The 20,406-nt window shown below is 63.6% G+C and carries 18 protein-coding genes; 4 read left to right on the top strand and 14 right to left on the bottom strand.

Annotated features, from left to right (window positions below):
- Window positions 1–85 precede the first annotated feature (85 nt).
- The 3 genes from lpxK to F0A16_RS07120 form a co-directional block, all read right to left on the bottom strand.
- Complete coding sequence (gene lpxK / locus F0A16_RS07130) at window positions 86–1,099, bottom strand: tetraacyldisaccharide 4'-kinase (protein WP_149434703.1); 1,014 nt, start codon at window positions 1,097–1,099, stop codon at window positions 86–88.
- On the bottom strand, window positions 1,096–2,835 hold the full coding sequence (gene msbA / locus F0A16_RS07125) for a lipid A export permease/ATP-binding protein MsbA (protein ID WP_149434702.1): 1,740 nt from the start codon (window positions 2,833–2,835) through the stop codon (window positions 1,096–1,098). The genes lpxK and msbA overlap by 4 nt, the downstream gene beginning before the upstream one ends.
- Window positions 2,836–2,956: 121 nt before the next feature.
- Window positions 2,957–5,263, bottom strand: coding sequence for a DNA internalization-related competence protein ComEC/Rec2 (locus F0A16_RS07120; protein WP_149434701.1), 2,307 nt, complete (start codon window positions 5,261–5,263; stop codon window positions 2,957–2,959).
- Window positions 5,264–5,410: 147 nt separating this feature from the next.
- Between F0A16_RS07120 and F0A16_RS07115 the strand changes: the two genes are divergently transcribed.
- The gene (locus F0A16_RS07115; RefSeq protein ID WP_149434700.1) at window positions 5,411–5,938 is read left to right on the top strand and encodes a DUF2062 domain-containing protein; all 528 of its coding nucleotides are present in this window, start codon (window positions 5,411–5,413) and stop codon (window positions 5,936–5,938) included.
- Window positions 5,939–6,056: 118 nt separating this feature from the next.
- Here F0A16_RS07115 and F0A16_RS07110 read toward each other — a convergent pair whose 3' ends face one another.
- A complete protein-coding gene (locus F0A16_RS07110; protein WP_149434699.1) occupies window positions 6,057–6,773 on the bottom strand; it encodes an ABC transporter ATP-binding protein in 717 nt (238 codons plus the stop codon).
- A complete protein-coding gene (locus F0A16_RS07105; RefSeq protein ID WP_149434698.1) occupies window positions 6,766–8,007 on the bottom strand; it encodes a lipoprotein-releasing ABC transporter permease subunit in 1,242 nt (413 codons plus the stop codon). Before F0A16_RS07105 ends, F0A16_RS07110 begins: the two co-directional genes overlap by 8 nt.
- Before the next feature lie 262 nt (window positions 8,008–8,269).
- Between F0A16_RS07105 and F0A16_RS07100 the strand changes: the two genes are divergently transcribed.
- The 3 genes from F0A16_RS07100 (at window position 8,270) to F0A16_RS07090 (ending at window position 11,289) form a co-directional block, all read left to right on the top strand.
- Complete coding sequence (locus tag F0A16_RS07100) at window positions 8,270–9,322, top strand: agmatine deiminase family protein (RefSeq protein ID WP_149434697.1); 1,053 nt, start codon at window positions 8,270–8,272, stop codon at window positions 9,320–9,322.
- A gap of 9 nt (window positions 9,323–9,331) precedes the next feature.
- Window positions 9,332–10,231, top strand: a complete 900-nt coding sequence (locus tag F0A16_RS07095) for a carbon-nitrogen hydrolase (RefSeq protein ID WP_149434696.1) — start codon at window positions 9,332–9,334, stop codon at window positions 10,229–10,231.
- A gap of 146 nt (window positions 10,232–10,377) precedes the next feature.
- Entirely contained in the window at window positions 10,378–11,289 is a 912-nt protein-coding gene (locus F0A16_RS07090; RefSeq protein ID WP_149434695.1) for a DNA replication terminus site-binding protein, read from the top strand.
- A 61-nt stretch (window positions 11,290–11,350) separates the two neighbouring features.
- Here the strand turns inward: F0A16_RS07090 and sthA are convergent, their stop codons facing one another.
- From sthA to F0A16_RS07045, 9 genes are all read right to left on the bottom strand, one after another.
- Window positions 11,351–12,742 (bottom strand): Si-specific NAD(P)(+) transhydrogenase, encoded by a 1,392-nt coding sequence (gene sthA, locus F0A16_RS07085; RefSeq protein ID WP_110600150.1) that lies wholly within the window; start codon window positions 12,740–12,742, stop codon window positions 11,351–11,353.
- A gap of 74 nt (window positions 12,743–12,816) precedes the next feature.
- Entirely contained in the window at window positions 12,817–13,074 is a 258-nt protein-coding gene (gene nqrM / locus F0A16_RS07080) for a (Na+)-NQR maturation NqrM (RefSeq protein ID WP_110600152.1), read from the bottom strand.
- Between the two features lie 11 nt (window positions 13,075–13,085).
- Window positions 13,086–14,126 (bottom strand): FAD:protein FMN transferase, encoded by a 1,041-nt coding sequence (locus tag F0A16_RS07075; protein WP_149434694.1) that lies wholly within the window; start codon window positions 14,124–14,126, stop codon window positions 13,086–13,088.
- Complete coding sequence (gene nqrF / locus F0A16_RS07070; RefSeq protein ID WP_149434693.1) at window positions 14,123–15,355, bottom strand: NADH:ubiquinone reductase (Na(+)-transporting) subunit F; 1,233 nt, start codon at window positions 15,353–15,355, stop codon at window positions 14,123–14,125. The genes F0A16_RS07075 and nqrF overlap by 4 nt, the downstream gene beginning before the upstream one ends.
- Before the next feature lie 65 nt (window positions 15,356–15,420).
- Entirely contained in the window at window positions 15,421–16,041 is a 621-nt protein-coding gene (gene nqrE / locus F0A16_RS07065) for an NADH:ubiquinone reductase (Na(+)-transporting) subunit E (protein WP_071233099.1), read from the bottom strand.
- Window positions 16,034–16,714, bottom strand: a complete 681-nt coding sequence (locus tag F0A16_RS07060; RefSeq protein WP_149434692.1) for an NADH:ubiquinone reductase (Na(+)-transporting) subunit D — start codon at window positions 16,712–16,714, stop codon at window positions 16,034–16,036. Before F0A16_RS07060 ends, nqrE begins: the two co-directional genes overlap by 8 nt.
- 2 nt (window positions 16,715–16,716) lie before the next feature.
- Window positions 16,717–17,496, bottom strand: a complete 780-nt coding sequence (locus F0A16_RS07055) for a Na(+)-translocating NADH-quinone reductase subunit C (RefSeq protein WP_149434947.1) — start codon at window positions 17,494–17,496, stop codon at window positions 16,717–16,719.
- Window positions 17,493–18,731: an NADH:ubiquinone reductase (Na(+)-transporting) subunit B gene (locus F0A16_RS07050; protein ID WP_149434691.1), complete on the bottom strand. Its 1,239-nt coding sequence runs from the start codon at window positions 18,729–18,731 to the stop codon at window positions 17,493–17,495. The genes F0A16_RS07055 and F0A16_RS07050 overlap by 4 nt, the downstream gene beginning before the upstream one ends.
- A gap of 2 nt (window positions 18,732–18,733) precedes the next feature.
- Window positions 18,734–20,083, bottom strand: a complete 1,350-nt coding sequence (locus F0A16_RS07045) for a Na(+)-translocating NADH-quinone reductase subunit A (RefSeq protein WP_149434690.1) — start codon at window positions 20,081–20,083, stop codon at window positions 18,734–18,736.
- Between the last annotated feature and the right edge of the window lie 323 nt (window positions 20,084–20,406).

Genomic DNA, 20,406 nt, shown 5'->3' with positions numbered 1-20,406 from the left:
CGATACGCCAGAGAGGAGCGAGCCGAATCCAGGGTCGGTTCACCCTGTACGCGCGGCCGCGACGGCGTATAGCGCGTACAGCCCGCTAGTCGCCCTTCCAACCCTCGACCCGGTCTGCCCACCAGGCGACGAAAGCCGGTTCCGGTATCGCCTCCACGTCCAGCGCCCAGCAGCGCTCGTCGACGAAATCCATGCATTTCACGGCATCCTTGGCCGTCATGACCACCACCGAGGCGTCCTTGGGCAGGTCGGCCGCCGAGAAGCGATGGTGGTCGCCGAAAGCGTGCTTCTCATGGGCGATCCCCAAAGCCTCCAGCGTGTCGAAAAACCGCTGCGGATGGCCGATACCCGCCAGCGCCGCCACCGACTCGGTCGGCGCGAACGGCGGACGCTCGACGGGATGACGCTCGCCGCTGGCCAGATGTCGCCATGACAAGGGAGCGAGCGTCAGCGAGAAGCGGGGCGTCACGCCCTCTTCATCGCCGGCGGACGGGACATCCCCGCCGTTGCCGATCAGCGCATCGACGTCGCGCAGGCGCTGGAGGGGTTCGCGAAGCGGCCCCCGCGGCAGACAGTGCCGGTTTCCAAAGCCGCGCCTGGCATCGACGACGACCAGCTCCAGTGCGCGCCCCAGGGCGTAATGCTGGAGCCCGTCGTCGGCGACCACGATGTCGCACTTGGCGTGTTCGATGAGCCAGCGCGCCGCTCGGGAGCGCTCGGGGTCGACCACCACAGGGACCCCGGTCTGCCGAGCGAGCATCAGCGGCTCGTCGCCGCTCTGCGCCACCGGCGTCTCCGCGGTCACCGCCAGCGGGTAGCGTTCGGACTTGCCGCCGTACCCCCTGGAGACGATGCCCGGCCGCCAGCCGTTGTCGCCCAGCCAGCGCACCAGCCAAGCGACCAGCGGGGACTTGCCGGTCCCGCCCACCGAGAGGTTGCCCACCACGACCACGGGCACCGGCGGCTGCCATACCGCCCGTCGCCCCGTCCGATAGGCTTCCCGCCGGCGCGCGACGACGGCGCGATAGAGCCACTCCAGCGGCGCCAACAGGCCGAGCCAGGCCGAGTCGCGATACCAGGCACGCTCGAGTGGGGTCACGCCTCCTCCTGGAACTGGAGCTGGTACAGCGAGGCGTAGGCGCCGCCTTTCTCCAGCAGTTCGGCGTGAGTGCCGCTCTCGATCAGGCAGCCCTGATCCATGACGGCGATTCGATCGGCGCGCTCGATGGTGGACAGCCGATGGGCGATGACGAATGTGGTTCGACCCCGGCAGACCACCTCCAGCGCGCGCTGGATATAGCGTTCGGACTCGGTGTCCAGCGCCGAAGTCGCCTCGTCCAGTATCAACACCGGCGCATCCTTGAAGATGGCCCGGGCTATTGCCAGACGTTGGCGCTGGCCACCGGAGAGCATGACACCGTTGTCGCCGACCAGGGTGTCGTAGCCTTTCGGCAACTGCTCGATGAATTCGTGGGCGTAGGCCGCCTTCGCCGCGGCTTCGATCTGCGCGCGACCGGCATCGGGTACGCCGTAGGCGATGTTGTCGGCAATCGTGGTGTTGAACAGCGTCACCTGCTGGGAGACCAGGGCGATCTGCTGACGCAGCGGCGACAGGCGATACTCCTGGATATCGACCTCATCGATCAGGATGCGACCGCCGGTGGGTCGATAGAACCTTGGCAACAGCGACATCAGCGTCGATTTGCCGCTCCCGGAGCGCCCGACGATCGCGACCATCTGGCCAGCGGGCACCTCGAGATCGATGCCCTTGAGCACCTCTGGCTGATCTTCGTCATAGGCGAACCGCACCCCTTCGAAGCGGACGTCCCCACTGAGACGCTGCGGCATCCGTTCGCCCTCGTCGTGCTCCGTCGGGCGGTTCAGCAGTCCGAACAGTTCCTGGGACGCCGACAAGCCCTTCTGGATGATGCTGTTGACGTCGGTCAGCGAGCGAATCGGCTTGGCCATCAGCGATGCCGCGGTGATGAAGGCGACGAATTCGCCCGGCGTCATGGCATTCATCAACTCCGGCGCCATCGCCAGCCACACCAGCCCCGCCAGCGCCAGGGCCACCAGCAACTGGATAACAGGTGTGCTGGTCGCCTTGGTCATCGCCTCCTTGATACTCTGCTCGCGGTTATAATTGCTCGCGGCCTCGAAGCGGCGCTTTTCGTACTCCTCCGCCCCGTGGGTGCGCACGACCCGATAACCGGTCAGCGCCTCGGAAGCGACGTGGGTCACGTCCCCCATCGAGTTCTGGATGCGCCGGGAAATCTTGCGGAAGCGCTTGCTGGTGTAGCGCACCACCAGCCCGATCAACGGCGTCACGCACATGAAAATCAGCGTCAGCAGCCAATTGGTCCAGAGCAGATAACCGATCAGGCCGATCACGAAAAGGCCTTCCCGCAGGATGATCGTGATCGCATTGGTGGCGGCGCCCGTCACCTGCTCGACGTGATAGGTCACCCGGGAAATGAGATGACCGCTGGAATGCATGTCGAAGAAACGGCCCGGTAGGTGCAGCATGTGGTTGAAGACGTTGCACCGCAGCCGGTGCACCACGTTGCGCGCCACATTGCTCATGAAATAGGTACCAAGAAAGGTTCCGACACCCCGGGCGGCGAACATGCCGATCACGAATAGCGGCAGAAAGTAGCGAAACGCGGCATCGGGATGCTGTATCCCGTCGATCAGCCGCTTCATCATCTCCGCCAGGGCTGTGCTCGAGGCGGCGTAGATGGCGTAGCCGACCACCGCCAGGGCGAACGATCGCCACTCTACGCGGACGTATCCTAGGAGGCGTCGATAGAGTGCCAAACTGGAAGCTTGCGACACGGTAACTCCGTTCGACTGGGAAAAGGTCCGGCCTGCGGCGCTGCGCGCACCGATCAGCCAGGACGCCGTGTGGACGAGCGCCGACGGAGTCCTGCTCCACCGTTGCGCGCCCCGGCGCCCATCAGGGGCTGGATTCTACCCCAACATCCTCGACGTCGACAGCCAACCGCTGCGACCATCCCGGATGCCGCTGCGTAGAAACCTTGAGGCCGGATGGCGTCAGCAGGATACGTACCGCGCCATCATAGGCCGTGCTCCAGACCCGGCTCCCGGCATCGACGAAGCGTTGCACGACCGCCGGCGCCGGATGCCCGAAGGGATTGCCGCGTCCGCTGCTGAAGATCACCTCGAGCGGGCGCGTCGCCGCGACCAGGGTCGGCGAGGAGCTGGTGACGCTGCCATGATGGCCGGCCACCAGCACGTCGAGGCGGCGACTCCCCAGCGGGCCACTCTCCAGCGACTTGACGAAAACATGCTCCCGACCCACCCCGGCGTCACCGGTAATCAGCACCCGGCGCGCGCCCAGCGTCACCAGCAGGACGCAGGAGCGGTCATTGGCGTTGGTGGCGACATCGCCGGCCGGCGGAGAGAGAAACCGCCAGAAAGCCTCCCCATCCCGCCAACCGCCACCGGCCTCGCAGGGACGCGATGGCAGCCTCAGATCGTTGCCCCGAGGCGCCCACCAGCGCTCCACCCGATGATCCCGGCGCAGCGCGGCGATCCCTCCCGAATGATCGCTATCGCTGTGGGTGACGACGACATCGTCGAATCGCTGACCCGGCGGCCACAGCAGGGACACCGGCATGAACCCCGAACCGAAACGGGGGCCGGTATCGACCAGCACGCGTCGGTCCCGCGTCTCGAGCTCGACCAACTGCCCCTGACCGACATCGTAGACGGTGACGATCAGATGGTTCCGCTCCAGGCCTGGTGCCCGCAGCAGCATGACGAGTATCAACAGCGATGGGCAAGCCCACGCCCGCGTCGACCGCTCCACACCGGGTAACAGCCACAGCAGCCCCCACAGCAGCAGGGCTGCCGCGATCGGCCAACGCCACCAGGAAACGGGGGTCCACAACGGCAAGCCGTCGGCGGCACCGGCGAGAACGACGGTCAGTGCCGCCACCATGTGGTCGAAGGGCCACCAGACCCAGCTCGCTACCGTCGGCCAACCGCCGAAAAGCCAGCCGACGAACCCGAGCGGAACCATGACGCTACCGACCAATGGCACGGCGAACAGGTTGACCAGCGGTGCCAATGGCGATAGGCGTCCGAAAGCGAGAAGAACCGCTGCCGCCATGAAAGGAGCCAGCAACCACTGACTGCGCAGCAGCGCGATCCCCCACCCTCTCCAACCGGCGGGACGGGGACGCCCCGACCACGCCATGATCAGAACGGCAACGGCCAGGAAAGAGAGCCATAGACCTGGTCGCCAGGGCGCGAGGGGGTCGCAGATCACGATCAGCGCCAGTGCCAGCCACCAGGCCTGCCACCACCCGGGGGCGTGACGTCCGCTGGCCGCCCAGAGTCCGATCGCCGTCATGATGGCGGCCCGGGTGGCGGGAGGCTCGAAGCCGGCCAGACCGGCATAGGCGAACGCCGCCGCCCCCGCCCCGATCCACGGCCAGACCGTCATCCGCCAGGACAATGGCTGGAGCCAGCGCGACAATCGCCGCAGCAGCCATAGCACGAGCGTCGCGACGAGGCCGACATGCAGGCCCGAGATCACCATCAGGTGAGTCGTGCCCGTGGCATTCAGCAACTGCCAGTCGTCATCGTCGAGCCGGTCTCCCGCGCCGAGCGTCAATGCCGCCAGCCAGCGTTTGCCTCTGGCCGACAGCGCCATCTCCTTCAACTGGCCGAGCGCCACCCGGCGTACGGAGAAAGCGGCCCCGGCGAGGCGTCGAGGCGATTCGTCACGAACGTAACCGAGCGCCTGAATTCCCTCCCGCCAGAGCCAGGCGCCATAATCGAAAGCATCCGGATTGGCAAACCCCAGCGGCTCGCGCAGGCGGGTATTGAACGACCAGCACTCCCCCGGCTGCAGCTCGGGTGCGCCGTACCAGGACAATCTGACACGCGTGACCGCGGGACAGGTGTCGTCCGGGTCATCAGGTCGGCAGGCGTCGATGTCGAAGAGAAAACGGGAGCGGCGCTGATCGGCATCCAGAGACAGGATGCGGCCGGAGAGCACGAATTCGTGCCCCGCCAGGGCCGGGGGCAGCACGCCGTGGCGCTGCTGACCGACATCATGGGCACAAGCCAGGAACGCCAGCGTCGCCAGCCCTCCCCACAGCGACCGTTTCCAGAGCGCCAACAGCAGACCGACTGTCGCGACGGCCCACGGCACACCCCAGAGCGACGATTCAGCGCCGCCGACGCGATAACCGACGAAGGCGCCAGCGATCGCGGCCAGGGCCAACGGCATGGCCCAGCCTGCACGACGGACCTGTACCGAAGCCCATCTCCTCGCTTCAACGGTCGGCAAGGCCAAGGCTTCTCGCTGAGGGACTTAACATGGCGGGCCCTTGGGGTTGTATGGATAATGGGCCTTCTTCGTCCAGCGAGCGGCCTCATGTCTCGTCGATGGTTACAACGCTACATCCCCAGCCAGGAGAGGCTGCAGCGCACTCGTTCGTTGCGATTCATGCATCATATGCTGGGCGATCCGGCAATGTGGGTGCTCTCTCGCCGTAGTGTCGCCAACGCCTGTATGGTCGGCCTGTTCGCGGCAATGTTGCCCATCCCCTGCCAGATGCTGCTGGCGGCTTTCGGCGCCTACTGCTTGCGCGCCAACCTGCCGCTTTCCGTCAGCCTGGTCTGGCTGACCAACCCGCTGACCATGCCGGTGGTCTTCTACTTCAATTATCGGGTCGGCGCCTGGGTCATGAACTATCCCGCGCGCCAGGTGCCGGACCACATCACCACCCTGTGGATCGCCGAGCAGATGGCTCACATCGTCCTGCCGCTGGCGGTCGGCTCGGTCATCGTCGGCGTGATACTGGCCATCGCCAGCAACGTCCTGGTGCGATTGATCTGGCGATTCCAGATCTACCGTAGCTGGCGAAGACGTGCCAGACGGCGCCAGCGCCGGCAGCGGTAGTAAGCGCCGGCTCTCTCCGAGGCCATCGATGTCGTACCCACCGAAAGCGCGCTGACGCACAAAAAAGCCGCCCTGGACTATTGATCGTCCAGGGCGGCTTCAGCTTTAGTCGGCGATGTCAGACGGCGGTCAACTGGCCTCTGTCCAGGCGCATCGTACGATCCTGATGCGCTGCCAGTGACAGGTCGTGCGTTACCACCACGAATGCGCAATCGGTGGTCGCCGCCAGTTCGTCCATCATGGCGAGGATATTGGCCGCCGTGTCCTGATCCAGGTTTCCGGTGGGCTCATCCATCAGCACCAGGCTGGGATCGGTGACCAGCGCCCTGGCGATGGCCACACGCTGGCGTTCACCACCCGACAGCTCGCCCGGCTTATGCGTGCCTCGCGGCGCCATCCCGACGCGATCCAGCAGTTTCTGCGCCTTGTCGACCGCAACCTTGCGCGGCTGCCCTCGAATGATCAGCGGCAGCGCGACGTTCTCTGCCGCGGTGAACTCCGCCAGCAGATGGTGGAACTGATAGACGAAGCCGATGTAGCGATTGCGGAAACTGCCCAGTGCCGCCTCGCCCAGCCCCGCCAACGACTGACCGCCAATGATGACCTCGCCCCCGGTGGGCCGGTCGAGCCCCCCCAGCAGATTGAGCAGCGTGGTCTTGCCGGAGCCGGAACTGCCGACGACGGCCACCCGTTCCCCTGCCCGTACTTGCAGGTCCAGGCGATCCAGAACCGTGAGATCCTGCGGGCCTTCGCTGTAGGTCCGCGTGAGCTGGCGGCAGTCGAGCATGATGTGGTCTCCGCTGGCGGATGATGATCGAGAGTTGGACTCACTCATAGCGAAGCACCTCCGCCGGCTGGATACGTGCCGCTCGCCAGGCCGGATAGAGCGTGGACAGGAAAGTCAGTCCGAAAGCGCTGGAGACGATCACACCCAGGTCGCTCATCTCGAGCCGCGACGGCAGATAGCTGATGAAATAGACGTTGGGATCGAGGAACTGGATTCCGGTCACCGCCTGGAACCAAGCGATGATGTCGGAGACCGTCAGCGCCAGGATCACGCCGGCGATGACGCCGATCACGATCCCGATGATCCCGATCGCCAGTCCCTGCACCACGAAGATTCCCATTATCGATGTCGGCTTGGCCCCGATCGTTCGCAAGATGGCGATATCCGCGTGCTTGTCGGTGACCACCATGACCAGCGTCGAGACGATATTGAAAGCCGCCACCGCGACAATCACCATCAACAGCAGGCCGATCATGTGTTTCTCCATCTGGATCGCCTGGAACAGGTTGCCGTGGGTGTACGTCCAGTCCATGCCCCGATACCCGGCTCCCAGCGTCGAGACAATGTCCCGGGTTACCGGCCCGGCCTTGAACAGGTCGTCGAGTTCCAGGCGCAAACCATCGACCTTGTCGCCAAGACGGGCGAGTGTCTGCATATCCTCGATATTGGCATAGGCCAGATTGGCATCCAGATCGGCACCGACCTTGAAGATGCCGCTGACGGTAAAGCGCTTCAGCCGTGGAAAGACGCCACCTGGCGTGATGGAGGCTTCCGGCACCAGCAGCGTCACGCGATCACCGACGCCGACCCCCAGATTGCGCGCCAGCAGCGAGCCCAGCACTACGTGCCAGCTTCCCGGGGAGAGGTCGTCGAGCGTCCCCGCCTGCATGTGCTGGTCGATGATCGAGACATGTCGCTCGTAGTCCGGCTGTACCCCGGTGACCATCGCGCCCTGGGTGCGCCCGCTGGCGGAGAACATGCCCTGCTGCTGCACATAGGGTGCCGAGGCGACCACATCCTTGTGCTGATCGACCTTCTCGGCCAGCGCCTTCCAGTCCTGCATGCCGCCCTGCTGTTCGATGCGGGTGTGCGGCACCATGCCCAGCACGCGCGTACGTAGCTCGTGATCGAAGCCGTTCATGACCGACAGCACCAGGATCAGGACGGCGACCCCCAAGGCCAGGCCGAGCATCGAAGTGAGCGAGATGAAGGATATGAAATGATTACGTCGTTTGGCCCGGACGTATCTCAGGCCCACCAGAAAGGGTAAACGGTCGAGCATCGGGTTGGTTCCTTGTCAGCAGCGGCTCATGTTACGGGTTTTGGCGGTTCCCGAAAACGCCAGTTTGACGAGCGGTTTGCCGCTTGCCACGCGCGCGCCTGGCGCTACACTGACGCCCTATCGATAAATGGCGGCGGACGAATCGCGCGACGGCAACGCGAACGACGAATTCCTGCTTGCATCGCCATGACCAGGCCCTAGAATGCCGCGTCCTCGACATCGGCTCTGACGCACATCGGCCCTTATGCGCAATGGAGACACCATGACCCTGCGTCTGTTCCCCGAATGGCATCCGCAGGACGCCATTCAACTGACCTGGCCAACGCCGACCAGCGACTGGGCGCCGCTGCTCGGGCAGATCGAGGCGACGATGGAAGCGATGGTCGTGGCCATCACCCGCTACCAACCGGTGCTGATCGTCGTCCACGACGATCGCCTGCGGACTCGGCTGGGCGCCCGATTCACGTCGCTAGGGGTCGATGCCTCCCTTTACCATCTCGCGGTGGCTCCCAGCGACGACACCTGGGCCCGTGACCACGGCCCGATCGCCGTCGAGCGCGATGGCCGTATCGAGCTCCTGGATTACGTGTTTACCGGCTGGGGTGGCAAGTTCGCCGCGGCGCGGGACGACGCACTGACCCGGTCGCTGGCCTCCCAGGGCGTGTTCGCAGCGCCGGTGGTATCGCAGGCATTAGTACTCGAGGGCGGAGCCATCGAGTCCGATGGTGAAGGTACGCTGCTCACGACCAGCGCCTGCCTGCTCAATCCCAACCGCAACCCTGGGCTCGATCGTGACGCCATCGAGGCTCGCCTGGGAGAACAGCTCGGCATCGCTCGCATGCTCTGGCTCGAGCACGGCCATCTCGAGGGAGACGATACCGACAGCCATGTCGATACGCTGGCGCGCTTCTGCGACCCCGCGACGATCGTCTACGTACGTTGCGACGACCCACGGGATCCGCACCATGCAGCGCTGGCAGCCATGGAAGCCGAGCTCAAGGCGCTTCGCCGCGAGGATGGTTCGCCCTATCGCCTGCTGGCGCTGCCCTGGCCCAAGGCTTGCTTCGACCCGGACGATGGCCACCGCCTGCCGGCAACCTATGCCAACTTCCTGATCATCAACGGCGCGGTGCTGGTACCCACCTATGGCGATGCTGCCGATTTCCGGGCGCTTCAGGTAATCGATCAAGCGTTCCCGGGGCGAGAGGTAGTGCCCATCGACTGCCGCGCCGTCATTCGCCAGCATGGCAGTCTGCACTGCCTGACCATGCAGCTGCCGCGCGGATCGCTCGACCCCGCGCTCTTCCAACGGTAAGGAGAGACGATGTCCAAGACGCTCAAAATCGGTCTGGTGCAACAGCAGGCCTGGCCGGAAAAACAGCGCAGCCTCGAAGCGAGCGAGGCCGGCATCCGCGAGCTCGCCGCCCAGGGCGCCGAGTTGGTACTGCTGCAGGAGCTGCACGCGACCCACTATTTCTGCCAGTGCGAAGACACCGCGCTATTCGACCTGGCCGAACCACTGGACGGCCCCACCGGGCAAAAGCTTGCCGGTCTCGCGCAGGAGCTCGACATCGTCATCGTCGGCTCGATCTTCGAGCGCCGTGCTGCCGGCCTCTATCACAACACCGCGATCGTGCTGGATCGCGCCCGAGGCCGCGTCGGGCATTATCGCAAGATGCACATTCCCGACGATCCCGGCTTTTATGAGAAGTTCTACTTCACACCGGGCGACGAGGATGCCGAGCAGGGATTCGAACCGATCGATACCTCGGTTGGCCGTCTCGGCGTGCTGGTGTGCTGGGATCAGTGGTACCCGGAAGCGGCTCGCTTGATGGCACTGGCTGGCGCCGACCTGCTGCTGTATCCCACCGCGATCGGGTGGACCCCATCCGACGACACCGCGGAGAAGCAGCGCCAGAAGGACGCCTGGACGCTGATTCAGCGGTCGCACGGCGTGGCCAACGGCCTGCCGGTGCTCGTCGCCAACCGGGTCGGGCATGAACCCGATTCCTCCCAAGTCGGCGAAGGCATCGATTTCTGGGGTGGCAGTTTCGTCTGTGGTCCGCAGGGCGAGTTTCTGGCCCAGGCGGGCGAACAGAGCGAGAACCTGCTGGTCGAGGTCGATCTGCTACGCAGCGAGGACGTACGTCGAATCTGGCCCTACCTGCGTGATCGGCGTGTCGACGCCTACGGCGATCTGACCCGCCGCTATCGCGATCGCTGAGCGGGTTTCGTCGAGTCGCTGCCGCCAACAGCGGCGGCAGCGAATGCCCCCGCGTCCAGCATGGACCTTGGTAACCCCCTTCCCTGAGGTCTGGCACAACAGCTAAGATAACGGTATAAATCGAAATCCACTTCTCGGGGCCATCCATGGAACTGCAGTATCGCTTGCTGGCCGAGCTGGAATCCGACTTCGACCACCTGATCGACGCAGTCGAGCATCTGGCAACGGCCTACGCCGACGCCCCCACCCCCGCCTGGGCACTAGGCGATTCGATCGTCGACGCCGGCTGGCTCCGTCGCGCCTTGACCGACTTCTGGTATCAGGACGGACAGGATGGTCGCGAAACGCGCAACTACATCGGCGTGATCGTCGCCGGACCGTCAATCATGGAAGCCGTCGAAGCAGTCAACGGCGTCAAGGCACGATTTGCCGCGACCCTGAAACGCATCCGTCACTCCGCCCCGAAACTGATCCCCGAGATCAAGGCCGTCCTGCCCTTCCGACACCCGGTGCTGCACGACCACCTCCGGGGCCAGGGGCTGGCCCGCCTGCATCTCAAGCAGTGCTGGCGCCAGCTTCCGGTCGCCGATGCGCCGCTCTCGCGAATCAGGCTTGCCTGGTACACCAGCGGCCGCTCGATCAAGCGCCTCAGCGTTGCCGATGCCGAAGCCCGGTTGAAGCAGATGGACCTGTCGGCGCCACACATTCAGATTCAACTGCGCAAGCTCGCCGACATCCCCGGCGACGAACCTCTGGCGCAGATCCAGCAGCAGGCGCCGGTGATGCGGGCCAACCTGTTCTTCCGCGAGGCGCTGGAGGATGGGCGAATGCGTCGGGCCATGAACCTGCCGCTGCCGCTGTTCATTCCCGACCCGGCGCTGAAGCTCCCGCATCTCAACGATCCGCCGGCAAGTCCGCCGAAGACGCGAACCCGTGCCCGCCGGTCCGATCAGCGGCTGGAAGACGATGTCTTCCTGAAGAGCCTGCGTATCTATCGCTATCGCAATCCGGCCCTGCAGATCGCTCTCGAACGTCAGAAACAGCAGGAGAAGCCATGATTCGATCTGCCTGGAGTCACGCTGGGCGCGCCCGGACTGGCCGGGCGCTGGCTGGCCGGATTCAGAACAGCCGGTTCAGACCGTTCTGGGCCGCGATGCGATAGGCCTCGGCCATGGTGGGATAGTTGAAAGTGGTATTGATGAAGTAGCGCAGCGTGTTCGCCTCGCCCTTCTGCTGCATGATGGCCTGGCCGATATGGACGATCTCCGACGCCTGGTCGCCGAAGCAGTGGATCCCCAGGATCTCCAGCGTCTCGCGATGGAACAGGATCTTGAGCATGCCGGCGGTGTCACCGGTGATCTGCGCGCGAGCGGTATCCTTGAAGAACGCCTGGGCCACTTCGTAGGGCACCTTGGCTTCGGTCAGCTCCCGCTCGGTCTTGCCCACCGAACTGATCTCGGGAATCGTGTAGATCCCGGTGGGAATGTCGTCGACGAAGCGAAAATCCTCGCCGAGGAACTCGTCGCTGGCACTGCGGCCCTGGTCGTAGGCCGCGCTCGCCAGGCTCGGCCAGCCGATCACGTCCCCCACCGCGTAGATATGCGGGATCGCCGTGCGATAGTGATCGTCCACCTGCAGCTGGCCGCGACCGTTGGCTTCCAGCCCGATGTTCTCCAGTCCCAGTTCGTCGGTATTGCCGGTACGTCCGTTGGCCCACAGGAAGGCATCGGCGCGCAGACGCTTGCCGGACTCCAGGTTGACCACCACGCCGGCCTCGTCACCCTCGACACTGCGATACTCTTCGTTGTGCCGGATCAGCACACCGTAGTTGCGCAGCTCGTAGGAGAGCGCGTCGCTGATCTCGTCGTCGAGGAAGGAGAGCAGGCGCTCGCGGGTGTCGATCAGGTCGACCTTGACGCCCAGGCCGGAGAAGATGGAGGCGTACTCGGACCCGATCACGCCGGCACCGTAGATGATCAGCGTGCGTGGCGTATGCGACAGGCCGAGGATGGTGTCCGAACAGTAGATCCGCGGATGACGGAAATTGACGTCCGCCGGCCGATAGGGGCGGGAGCCGGTGGCGATCACGAACTGCGGTGCACTGAGCTCTTCCGCCCCTTCGTGATTGTCCCGAACCACGACGGTGTGCTCGTCGCGAAAGCGCGCCACGCCGAAGAACAGGTCGATGCGGTTGCGGGAGTAGAACTTGGTGCGGAGTTCGACCTGCTGATCGATCGTCACCCGGGAGCGTTCCAGAACCTTCGGAAAAGAGAACCAGCGGGGCTCGCCAATATCGCGGAACATGCGGTTGGTGTTGAACTGCATGATCTGCTTGACCTGGTGCCGTAGCGCCTTGGAGGGGATCGTCCCCCAGTGGGTGCAGTTGCCACCGACGGAGGACTGCCGCTCGACGATGGCGACACGCTTGCCATGCTTCGCCGCATTGATTGCTGCACTCTCTCCCGCGGGCCCCGAGCCGATGACCACGAGGTCATAATTGTGAACTGCCATGTGCTTCGCCTACTCCTTACCCGATGGCTTACGATTCGATTGGCTCGTGGCGACACCTGCGGCCGGCATGTCGCTCAACGCTTGACGGCGTTGTAACCCAGGTCCGCACCGCGGTTCTCGTCGCTGCGTCGACGCGCTCCGGCCAGGTTCTTGCGGCTCTCTTCCTCGCAGACCTCATCGTTGCCGCCGCAGATTTCGCATCCGTTCTTCAGGCCCAGCGTATTGAGGCCGCCGCAGGAGCCCGCGAGGGGCTTGCGCCCGAGAATGACGCCGATCGCCATGCCGCCGACCAGCAGCAGCATGATGGCAAAAGCCAGAATCCAGATCGTCATGACTGACCCTCCTAATCCGAGTCTTTCAGATAGCGCTGAAACGCGGTCGAGGCCCGGGTTTCAAAGCCATCCGGCGTTTTGACAACGAGATAGACCGCCAGGTTTTCCCGCTCGGCCATGGCATAACCCGCGTCCGGCCCCATGACGTCGATCGCCGTGGCCAGCGCATCGGCCGTCATGCAGTCGGACGTGATCACCGTCACCGAGACCAGGTGATGCTTGATCGGCCGGCCGGTGCGCGGATCGATGGTGTGCGAGTATCGCTTGCCGTCGCTTTCGAAATAGTTACGGTAGTCGCCCGACGTCGCCACGGCCGAATCATCCAGCTCAATGATACGCTGCACGCTGCGCTCGTTCGAGACCGGTTTTTCCACCGCGATCCGCCACGGCTCGTCGCCGGGCTTGCTGCCTCGCGTCCGGATCTCGCCCCCCACCTCGACCAGGTAGCGCTGCACGCCCAGATCGTCCAGCGCCCGCGCCACGGCATCGACGCCGTATCCCTTGGCAATGCCCGACAGATCGACATAGACCGGCTTGGTCTTGGTCAGGGTGTTGCCATCGAGCTTCAGCGCCTGGTAGTCGACCTCTTTCAGCGCCTTGGCAATGGCGTCGTCATCGGGCACGCGATCCGGATGCTTGTCCGGCCCGAATCCCCACAGGTTCACCGCCGCGCCGACCGTCACGTCGAAGGCCCCAGCGGACATGTCGCCCACCCGAATGGCCTCGCGGATCACTTCCGCAGTCTGCGGCGAGAGCTGGAACGGCTCTCCCACCGGTGCCCGATTGAATCTCGAGAGCTCGGAGTCTGTCTTGTAGGTCGACATCAGCCGGTCGACCCGATCCAGCGCCGCCTTGACCGAACCCTCGATCTCGGAGAGCTGGTCGTCGTCGTAATCGCCGTAGAAGGTGACATGGAACCCGGTACCGAAGATCGGCCCTTCCAGCCGATAAGACTCGGGTTCGCGCTCGCACCCGGCCAGCAGTGCGAATAGCAACAGGGCCAACCCCAGAAGGATCGGCCCTGTCGCTCGGCGCCGTTGCGATCCGATCATCCGCCGAAGTCATCCAGCATGATGTTCTCCGGCTCCACTCCAAGATCGGTCAGCATCTTGATCACCGAGGCGTTCATCATCGGCGGCCCGCACATGTAGTACTCGCAGTCCTCGGGCGCCGGGTGATCCTTGAGATAGTTCTCGTAGAGCACGTTGTGGATGAACCCGGTGGGCCCCTCCCAGTTGTCTTCCGGCTGAGGATCGGAGAGCGCCAAGTGCCACTCGAAGTTGCCGAACTCCTCGGCCAGCTGGTCGTACTCTTCGTTGTAGAACGTCTCCCGCCAGGAGCGCGCACCGTACCAGAAGGACATCTTGCGCTTGGACTTGAGCCGCTTGAGCTGGTCGAAGATATGGCTGCGCATCGGCGCCATGCCGGCACCACCGCCGATGAACACCATCTCGGCCTCGGTGTCCTTGGCGAAGAACTCGCCGAATGGCCCCATCACGGTGACCTTGTCACCCGGCTTGAGACCGAACACGTAGGTCGACATCAGCCCCGGGGGATGGCTCGACTTGGGGGGCGGCGTGGCGATACGGATGTTGAACTTGAGAAGCCCCTTCTCTTCCGGATAGTTCGCCATCGAGTAGGCGCGAATCACCTCCTCGTCGCTCTTGTGAGAGATGTCGAACAGGCCGAACTTCTCCCAGTCGCCGCGGTACTCCTCCTCGATATCGAAGTCGGAGAACTTGACGTCGTAGGGCGGCGCCACCAGCTGCACGTAGCCGCCGGCACGGAACGCCACTTCCTCGCCTTCCGGCAACTTGAGGTTGAGTTCCTTGATGAAGGTCGCGACGTTGGGGTTCTGGGTCACTTCGCATTCCCACTTCTTGACCCCGAAGACCTCGTCGGGAACGCGGATCTTCATGTCCTGCTTGACCGGCACCTGACAGGAGAGACGCCAGCCTTCCTTCTTCTCGCGCAACGTGAAGTGAGACTCTTCGGTCGGCAGGATCGAGCCGCCGCCATCGCTCACCTGGCACTTGCACTGGGCGCAGGAGCCGCCGCCGCCACAGGCCGAGGAGAGAAAGATACCGTTGGCGGCGAGGGTCTGAAGCAGCTTGCCCCCGGCCTGAGTGGTCACGGTATTGTCAGGGTCGCCATTGATCTCGATCGCCACGTCGCCGCTGCTCACCAGCCGGCTACGCGCCGCCAGAATGATTGCCACCAATCCCAGCACGATCACGGTGAACATGACGACGCCGAGCACGATGATGGATGTATCAACCATGTCGGATTCCTATTTCCCTGTTTGCGGTGGCGCCGCTGTCACGACGCCACCCGGTCATGTTGGTGTCAGAGCTGGATGCCGGAGAAGGACATGAAGCCCAGCGACATCAATCCTGCCGTGATGAAGGTGATGCCGAGGCCTTGCAGACTGCCCGGTACATCGCTGTACTTGAGCTTCTCGCGGATACCCGCCAACGCCATGATGGCCAGGGCCCAGCCGGCGCCGGCGCCGGCGCCGTAGATCACGGACTCGCCGAAAGTGTAATCACGCTGCACCATGAACAGCGAGGCACCCATGATGGCGCAATTGACCGTGATCAGCGGCAGGAACACACCCAGGGCGTTGTAGAGCGCCGGCACGAACTTGTCGAGGAACATCTCGAGAATCTGGACGATCGCGGCGATGACGCCGATATAGCTCAACAGTCCCAGAAAGCTGAGATCGATGTTCTCAGCGCCTTCCAGGCCGGTCCAGCTCAGCGCGCCCGCCTTGAGCAGATAGTTGAGAATCAGATTGTTGACCGGCACGGTGATCGTCAGCACCACGACCACCGCGATACCCAGACCAATGGCCGAGGAGATCTTCTTGGACACGGCCAGGAAGGTACACATGCCGAGGAAGAACGCCAACGCCATGTTCTCGACGAAGACCGCCTTCACGAACAGGCTGAGATAGTGCTCAAACATTGGCGGTCTCCTTGATCTTGGCCTTGCTGTTGGCAACGATGCGATATTCCGTCTTCTCGATCTGCTCCGGGTTGAACCAGCGCAGCACCCAGATGAACAGACCGATGACGAAGAACGCGGACGGCGGCAGCAGCATCAGGCCGTTGGGCACGTACCAGCCGCCGTTCTGGACCGTCGGCAGGATCGTCAGGCCGAACACGCTGCCGGAACCCAGCAGTTCGCGCACGAAACCGACGATCAGCAGGATGACCGCATAGCCCAGACCATTGCCGACACCGTCGAGGAAGCTCATCACCGGTCCGTTCTGCATGGCGTAGGCTTCGGCACGCCCCATGACGATACAGTTGGTGATGATCAGGCCGACGAACACCGACAGCTGTTTGGACATTTCATAGGCGTAGGCCCGCAGTACCTGATCGACCACGATGACCAGCGACGCGATGATCGTCATCTGCACAATGATGCGGATCGACGACGGGATGTGATTGCGAATCAACGATACGAACATGCTGGAAAAAGCCGTGACGGCAATGACCGCCAGCCCCATGACCAGCGATACGCTCATGGAGTTGGTCACCGCCAGAGCCGAACAGATCCCCAATACCTGCAAGGCAATCGGGTTGTTCTTGAACACCGGTGACAGGACGACGTCTTTTACGGAGTCCGTAGCCATCTTCACGCACCTCCTTGGGAATCGTCGTGGAATCGAGCGAGGTACGGGGCGTAGCCCTCGTCACTCAGCCAGAACCGCAACATGTTGGTGACGCCTCGGCTGGTGAGCGAGGCTCCCGACAGCGCATCGACTTCGTATTCGCCGCTGGCACCGCCTTTTACGAGTTGAATTTGAGGGTCCTGAAAATCACCACTCTCGTAGATTTTCTTGCCGTCCCACTTGGCCTTCCAGCGCGGGTTATCGACCTCACCACCGAGACCGGGCGTCTCCGACTGGTCATAGTAGGATAGCCCCACGATGGTATTGCCATCGCCACGCACGGACAAGAAACCTTCCATCAGGCCCCACAGCCCCTGGCCCCGGATCGGCATGACGATCTGCTCCGGATCGTTGGGATCGCCGACCAGGTAGACCGTGGAATAGTTCTCCTGACGACCAATCCCGGCGATATCGTCCTCACCCGACAGCGTGCGGGAGGTCGCCGGATCCCTGGCGGCATCGAACTGGTCGTAGCTGTTCGGATCCAAGTCGTCGGAGTATTCGCCGGTCTTGAGATCGACCACACGCGGGGTGATCAGTTCGGCGTACTTCTCCTCGACATCGTCGCCCGGCTTGTAGAGCTGGGTCACCTGGAGGATGTTGCTCTTGCGATCCAACTCCTGGTTCTGAACCTGCTTTGGCTTGAGAACCACGGCTGCGGAAGAGACGACCACCGAGCAGACGACGCAAAGTGAAAGTGCGACGATCAGCGTCTTCTTGATCGAGTTGTTGCTCGCCATCAGACAGCCTCCTTCTCGGTGGGCGCCGGCGCCAGGCTCGCGAGCCGCTTCTGGCGTCGCCTGATGTTCGCCTGCACGAAATAGTGGTCGATGAGAGGCGCGAACAGGTTGGCAAACAAGATCGCCAACATGATGCCCTCCGGGAAGGCCGGGTTGACCACGCGGATCAGGACCGTCATCACGCCAATCAGCGCACCGAAGATCAGCTTGCCGCGGTCGGTCATGGACGCCGACACCGGATCGGTGGCCATGAATACCATGCCGAAGGCGAATCCACCCAGTACCAGATGCCAGTACCACGGCATCGCGAACATCGGGTTGCTGTCGGAACCGACGAAGTTGAACAGCGTGGAGGTCAGGATCATGCCGAGCATGACACCGGCCATGATGCGCCAGGACGCGATACGCGTCAGCAGCAGCACCGCCGCGCCGATCAGAATCGCCAGTGTCGAGGTCTCTCCCACCGAGCCCTGGATGAAGCCGAAGAAGGCATCCCACCAGCTGTACTGCTGATGCAGGCCCTCCATGCCATTGAGCGCGGCGTTGGACAGCGCCGTGGCGCCGGTATAGCCGTCGGCCGGAACCCACACGCTGTCGCCGGAGATCTGGGCCGGATAGGCAAAGTAGAGGAAGGCACGCCCGGTCAGTGCCGGGTTGAGGAAGTTCTTGCCGGTGCCACCGAAGATCTCCTTGCCGATCACCACGCCGAAGGTGATGCCCAGTGCCACCTGCCACAGCGGAATGGTGGCCGGCAGCGTCAGCGCGAATAGCACGGAGGTGACGAAGAACCCTTCGTTGACCTCGTGGCCACGCTTGACCGCGAACAGCACTTCCCAGAAACCGCCCACCACGAACGTGACCAGGTAGATGGGAAGGAAGTAGGTTGCGCCGAGGACGAAGTTCGCCCAGATGCTAGCCGGATCGTGGCTACCCGCCAGCGCCATGGTCAACGTCTCGCGCCAGCCGCCGATCGCGCCGAAGCCATCGGCGATCGCCATGTTGGCCTGATAGCCGGCGTTGTACATACCGAAGAACATGGCCGGGAAGGTACAGGCCCAAACCGTGATCATGATGCGCTTCAGGTCGATCCCGTCGCGCACGTGAGTCATGCTCTTGGTGACGCTGGGCGGCGAATAGAAAATCGTATCGACCGCCTCGTAGAGGGCGTAGAACTTCTCGTACTTCCCGCCCTTCTCGAAATGAGGCTCCAGCTTGTCGAGCGTATTGCGAATCCCCATCGTCAGGCCTCTTTCTCGATCATGGTCAGGTTGTCGCGCAGGATAGGACCATACTCGTACTTGCCGGGACACACATAGGTGCACAGCGAGAGGTCCTCCTCATCCAGCTCCAGGCAGCCGAGCTGCATGGCCGATTCGATGTCACCAACGATCAGCGAGCGCAGCAACTGGGTCGGCATGATGTCCAGGGGCATCACTTTTTCATAGGCACCGATCGGAACCATGGCGCGCTCGGAGCCGTTGGTCGAGGTGTTGGGCGCGTAGTTGGGCAGTCCCAGGAACTGGGAAACATAGATCCCCATCACCGAATGGCGATTGCGACCGGGCGACAGCCAGCCCATGAAGGCGCGCTTGTTGCCCTCTTCCAGCAGCGAGAACTGGCGATGGAAGCGTCCCAGGAACTGGCGGCGCCCCTCGCACTGCGTGCCACCGAAGATCGACCCCGAGATGACCCGCGTATCATCAGGATTCTCGATCTCGCCCTCGAGCAACTCCTCGCTGCTCGCGCCCAGACGCGTCCGAACCAGGCGGGGATTCTTGGCCCGCGGGCCGCCGATGGCGACGACGCGGGTCGGATCGAAACGCCCCTCGACGAACAGCTTGCCGATGGCGATCACGTCCTGGTAATCGAGATGCCAGACCTGGCGCTGCAATCCCACCGGCGAGAGGTGATGAATATGCGTTCCCACCAGCCCGGCGGGATGAAGCCCGTCGAAGCCCTGGGCGTCGACGCCGTCGAGATCGTCTCCCGGCAGGGGGGTATCGCCACGGCGGCAGACGAACAGTTTCCCGGGCGTCAGATGCCGGATCACCTCAAGCCCGTGACGGAACGCGTCACTGTCGGCGTCAATAATCACCTTGGGATCGGCCGCTAGCGGATGCGTGTCGATGGCCGTCACGAAAATGTCCGCCGGCACGGCATCGAGTGCCGGGACCCGGGAGAACGGCCGGGTACGCAACGCCGTCCACAGGCCGGACTCGACCAGTTGATCGACCACCTGCTGTCGTGAGAGCGAAGCCAATCCGCCCACGCCATGCGCCGTGAACGTTTCGCTCTGTTCTTCTTCATCAAGCTTGATGACGACCGACAACAGGCGACGCTTCTCACCACGATTGATGGCAACCACTTCGCCGGCACCGGGAGCGGTATAGCGCACCCCCGCCACTTTCTTGTCGGTGAACAACACCTGGCCCCGCTTTACGCGGTCGCCTTCACGGACCTCCATGGTCGGCTTCATGCCGACATAGTCGGACCCGAGCAGCGCGACGTGGCGCACGACGCGCCCCTCGTCGAGACGCTGCTCCGGCGCTCCCGCGACGGGGAGATCCAGGCCTCGTTTGACTTCGATCATAGTCTCGCCCAGTTGTCGAATCTGATATTCGTAAGGAAAGAGCCGACTGACGTCAGGCAGCTTGATTATCCACCGGCAGCGTCGCAGGCGGGAAAGATGACGTCACGGAATTCGATGCTTTGCTTACCAGAAATTCAATTGGCTTCCGCGGACCGTTGCCATTGGGACCGCACCTAAAAAACGGGCACCAGTATAATGATGCAGACCCCGGAAGACCACTCACTGGCACGCCGACCCGGCCGTCGCACCACGAAAAAGTCCCGGCAGGACCGGGACTTTCGAAAGCGAAAGCAAATGCTTTAGACCAAAGTCGAATGAACGAC

This window comes from Salinicola corii (genome assembly GCF_008298015.1).
Lineage (GTDB): Bacteria > Pseudomonadota > Gammaproteobacteria > Pseudomonadales > Halomonadaceae > Salinicola > Salinicola corii.
The sequence above is the reverse complement of the archived record's forward strand: the minus strand, read 5'-3'. Positions and strand labels throughout refer to the sequence as shown.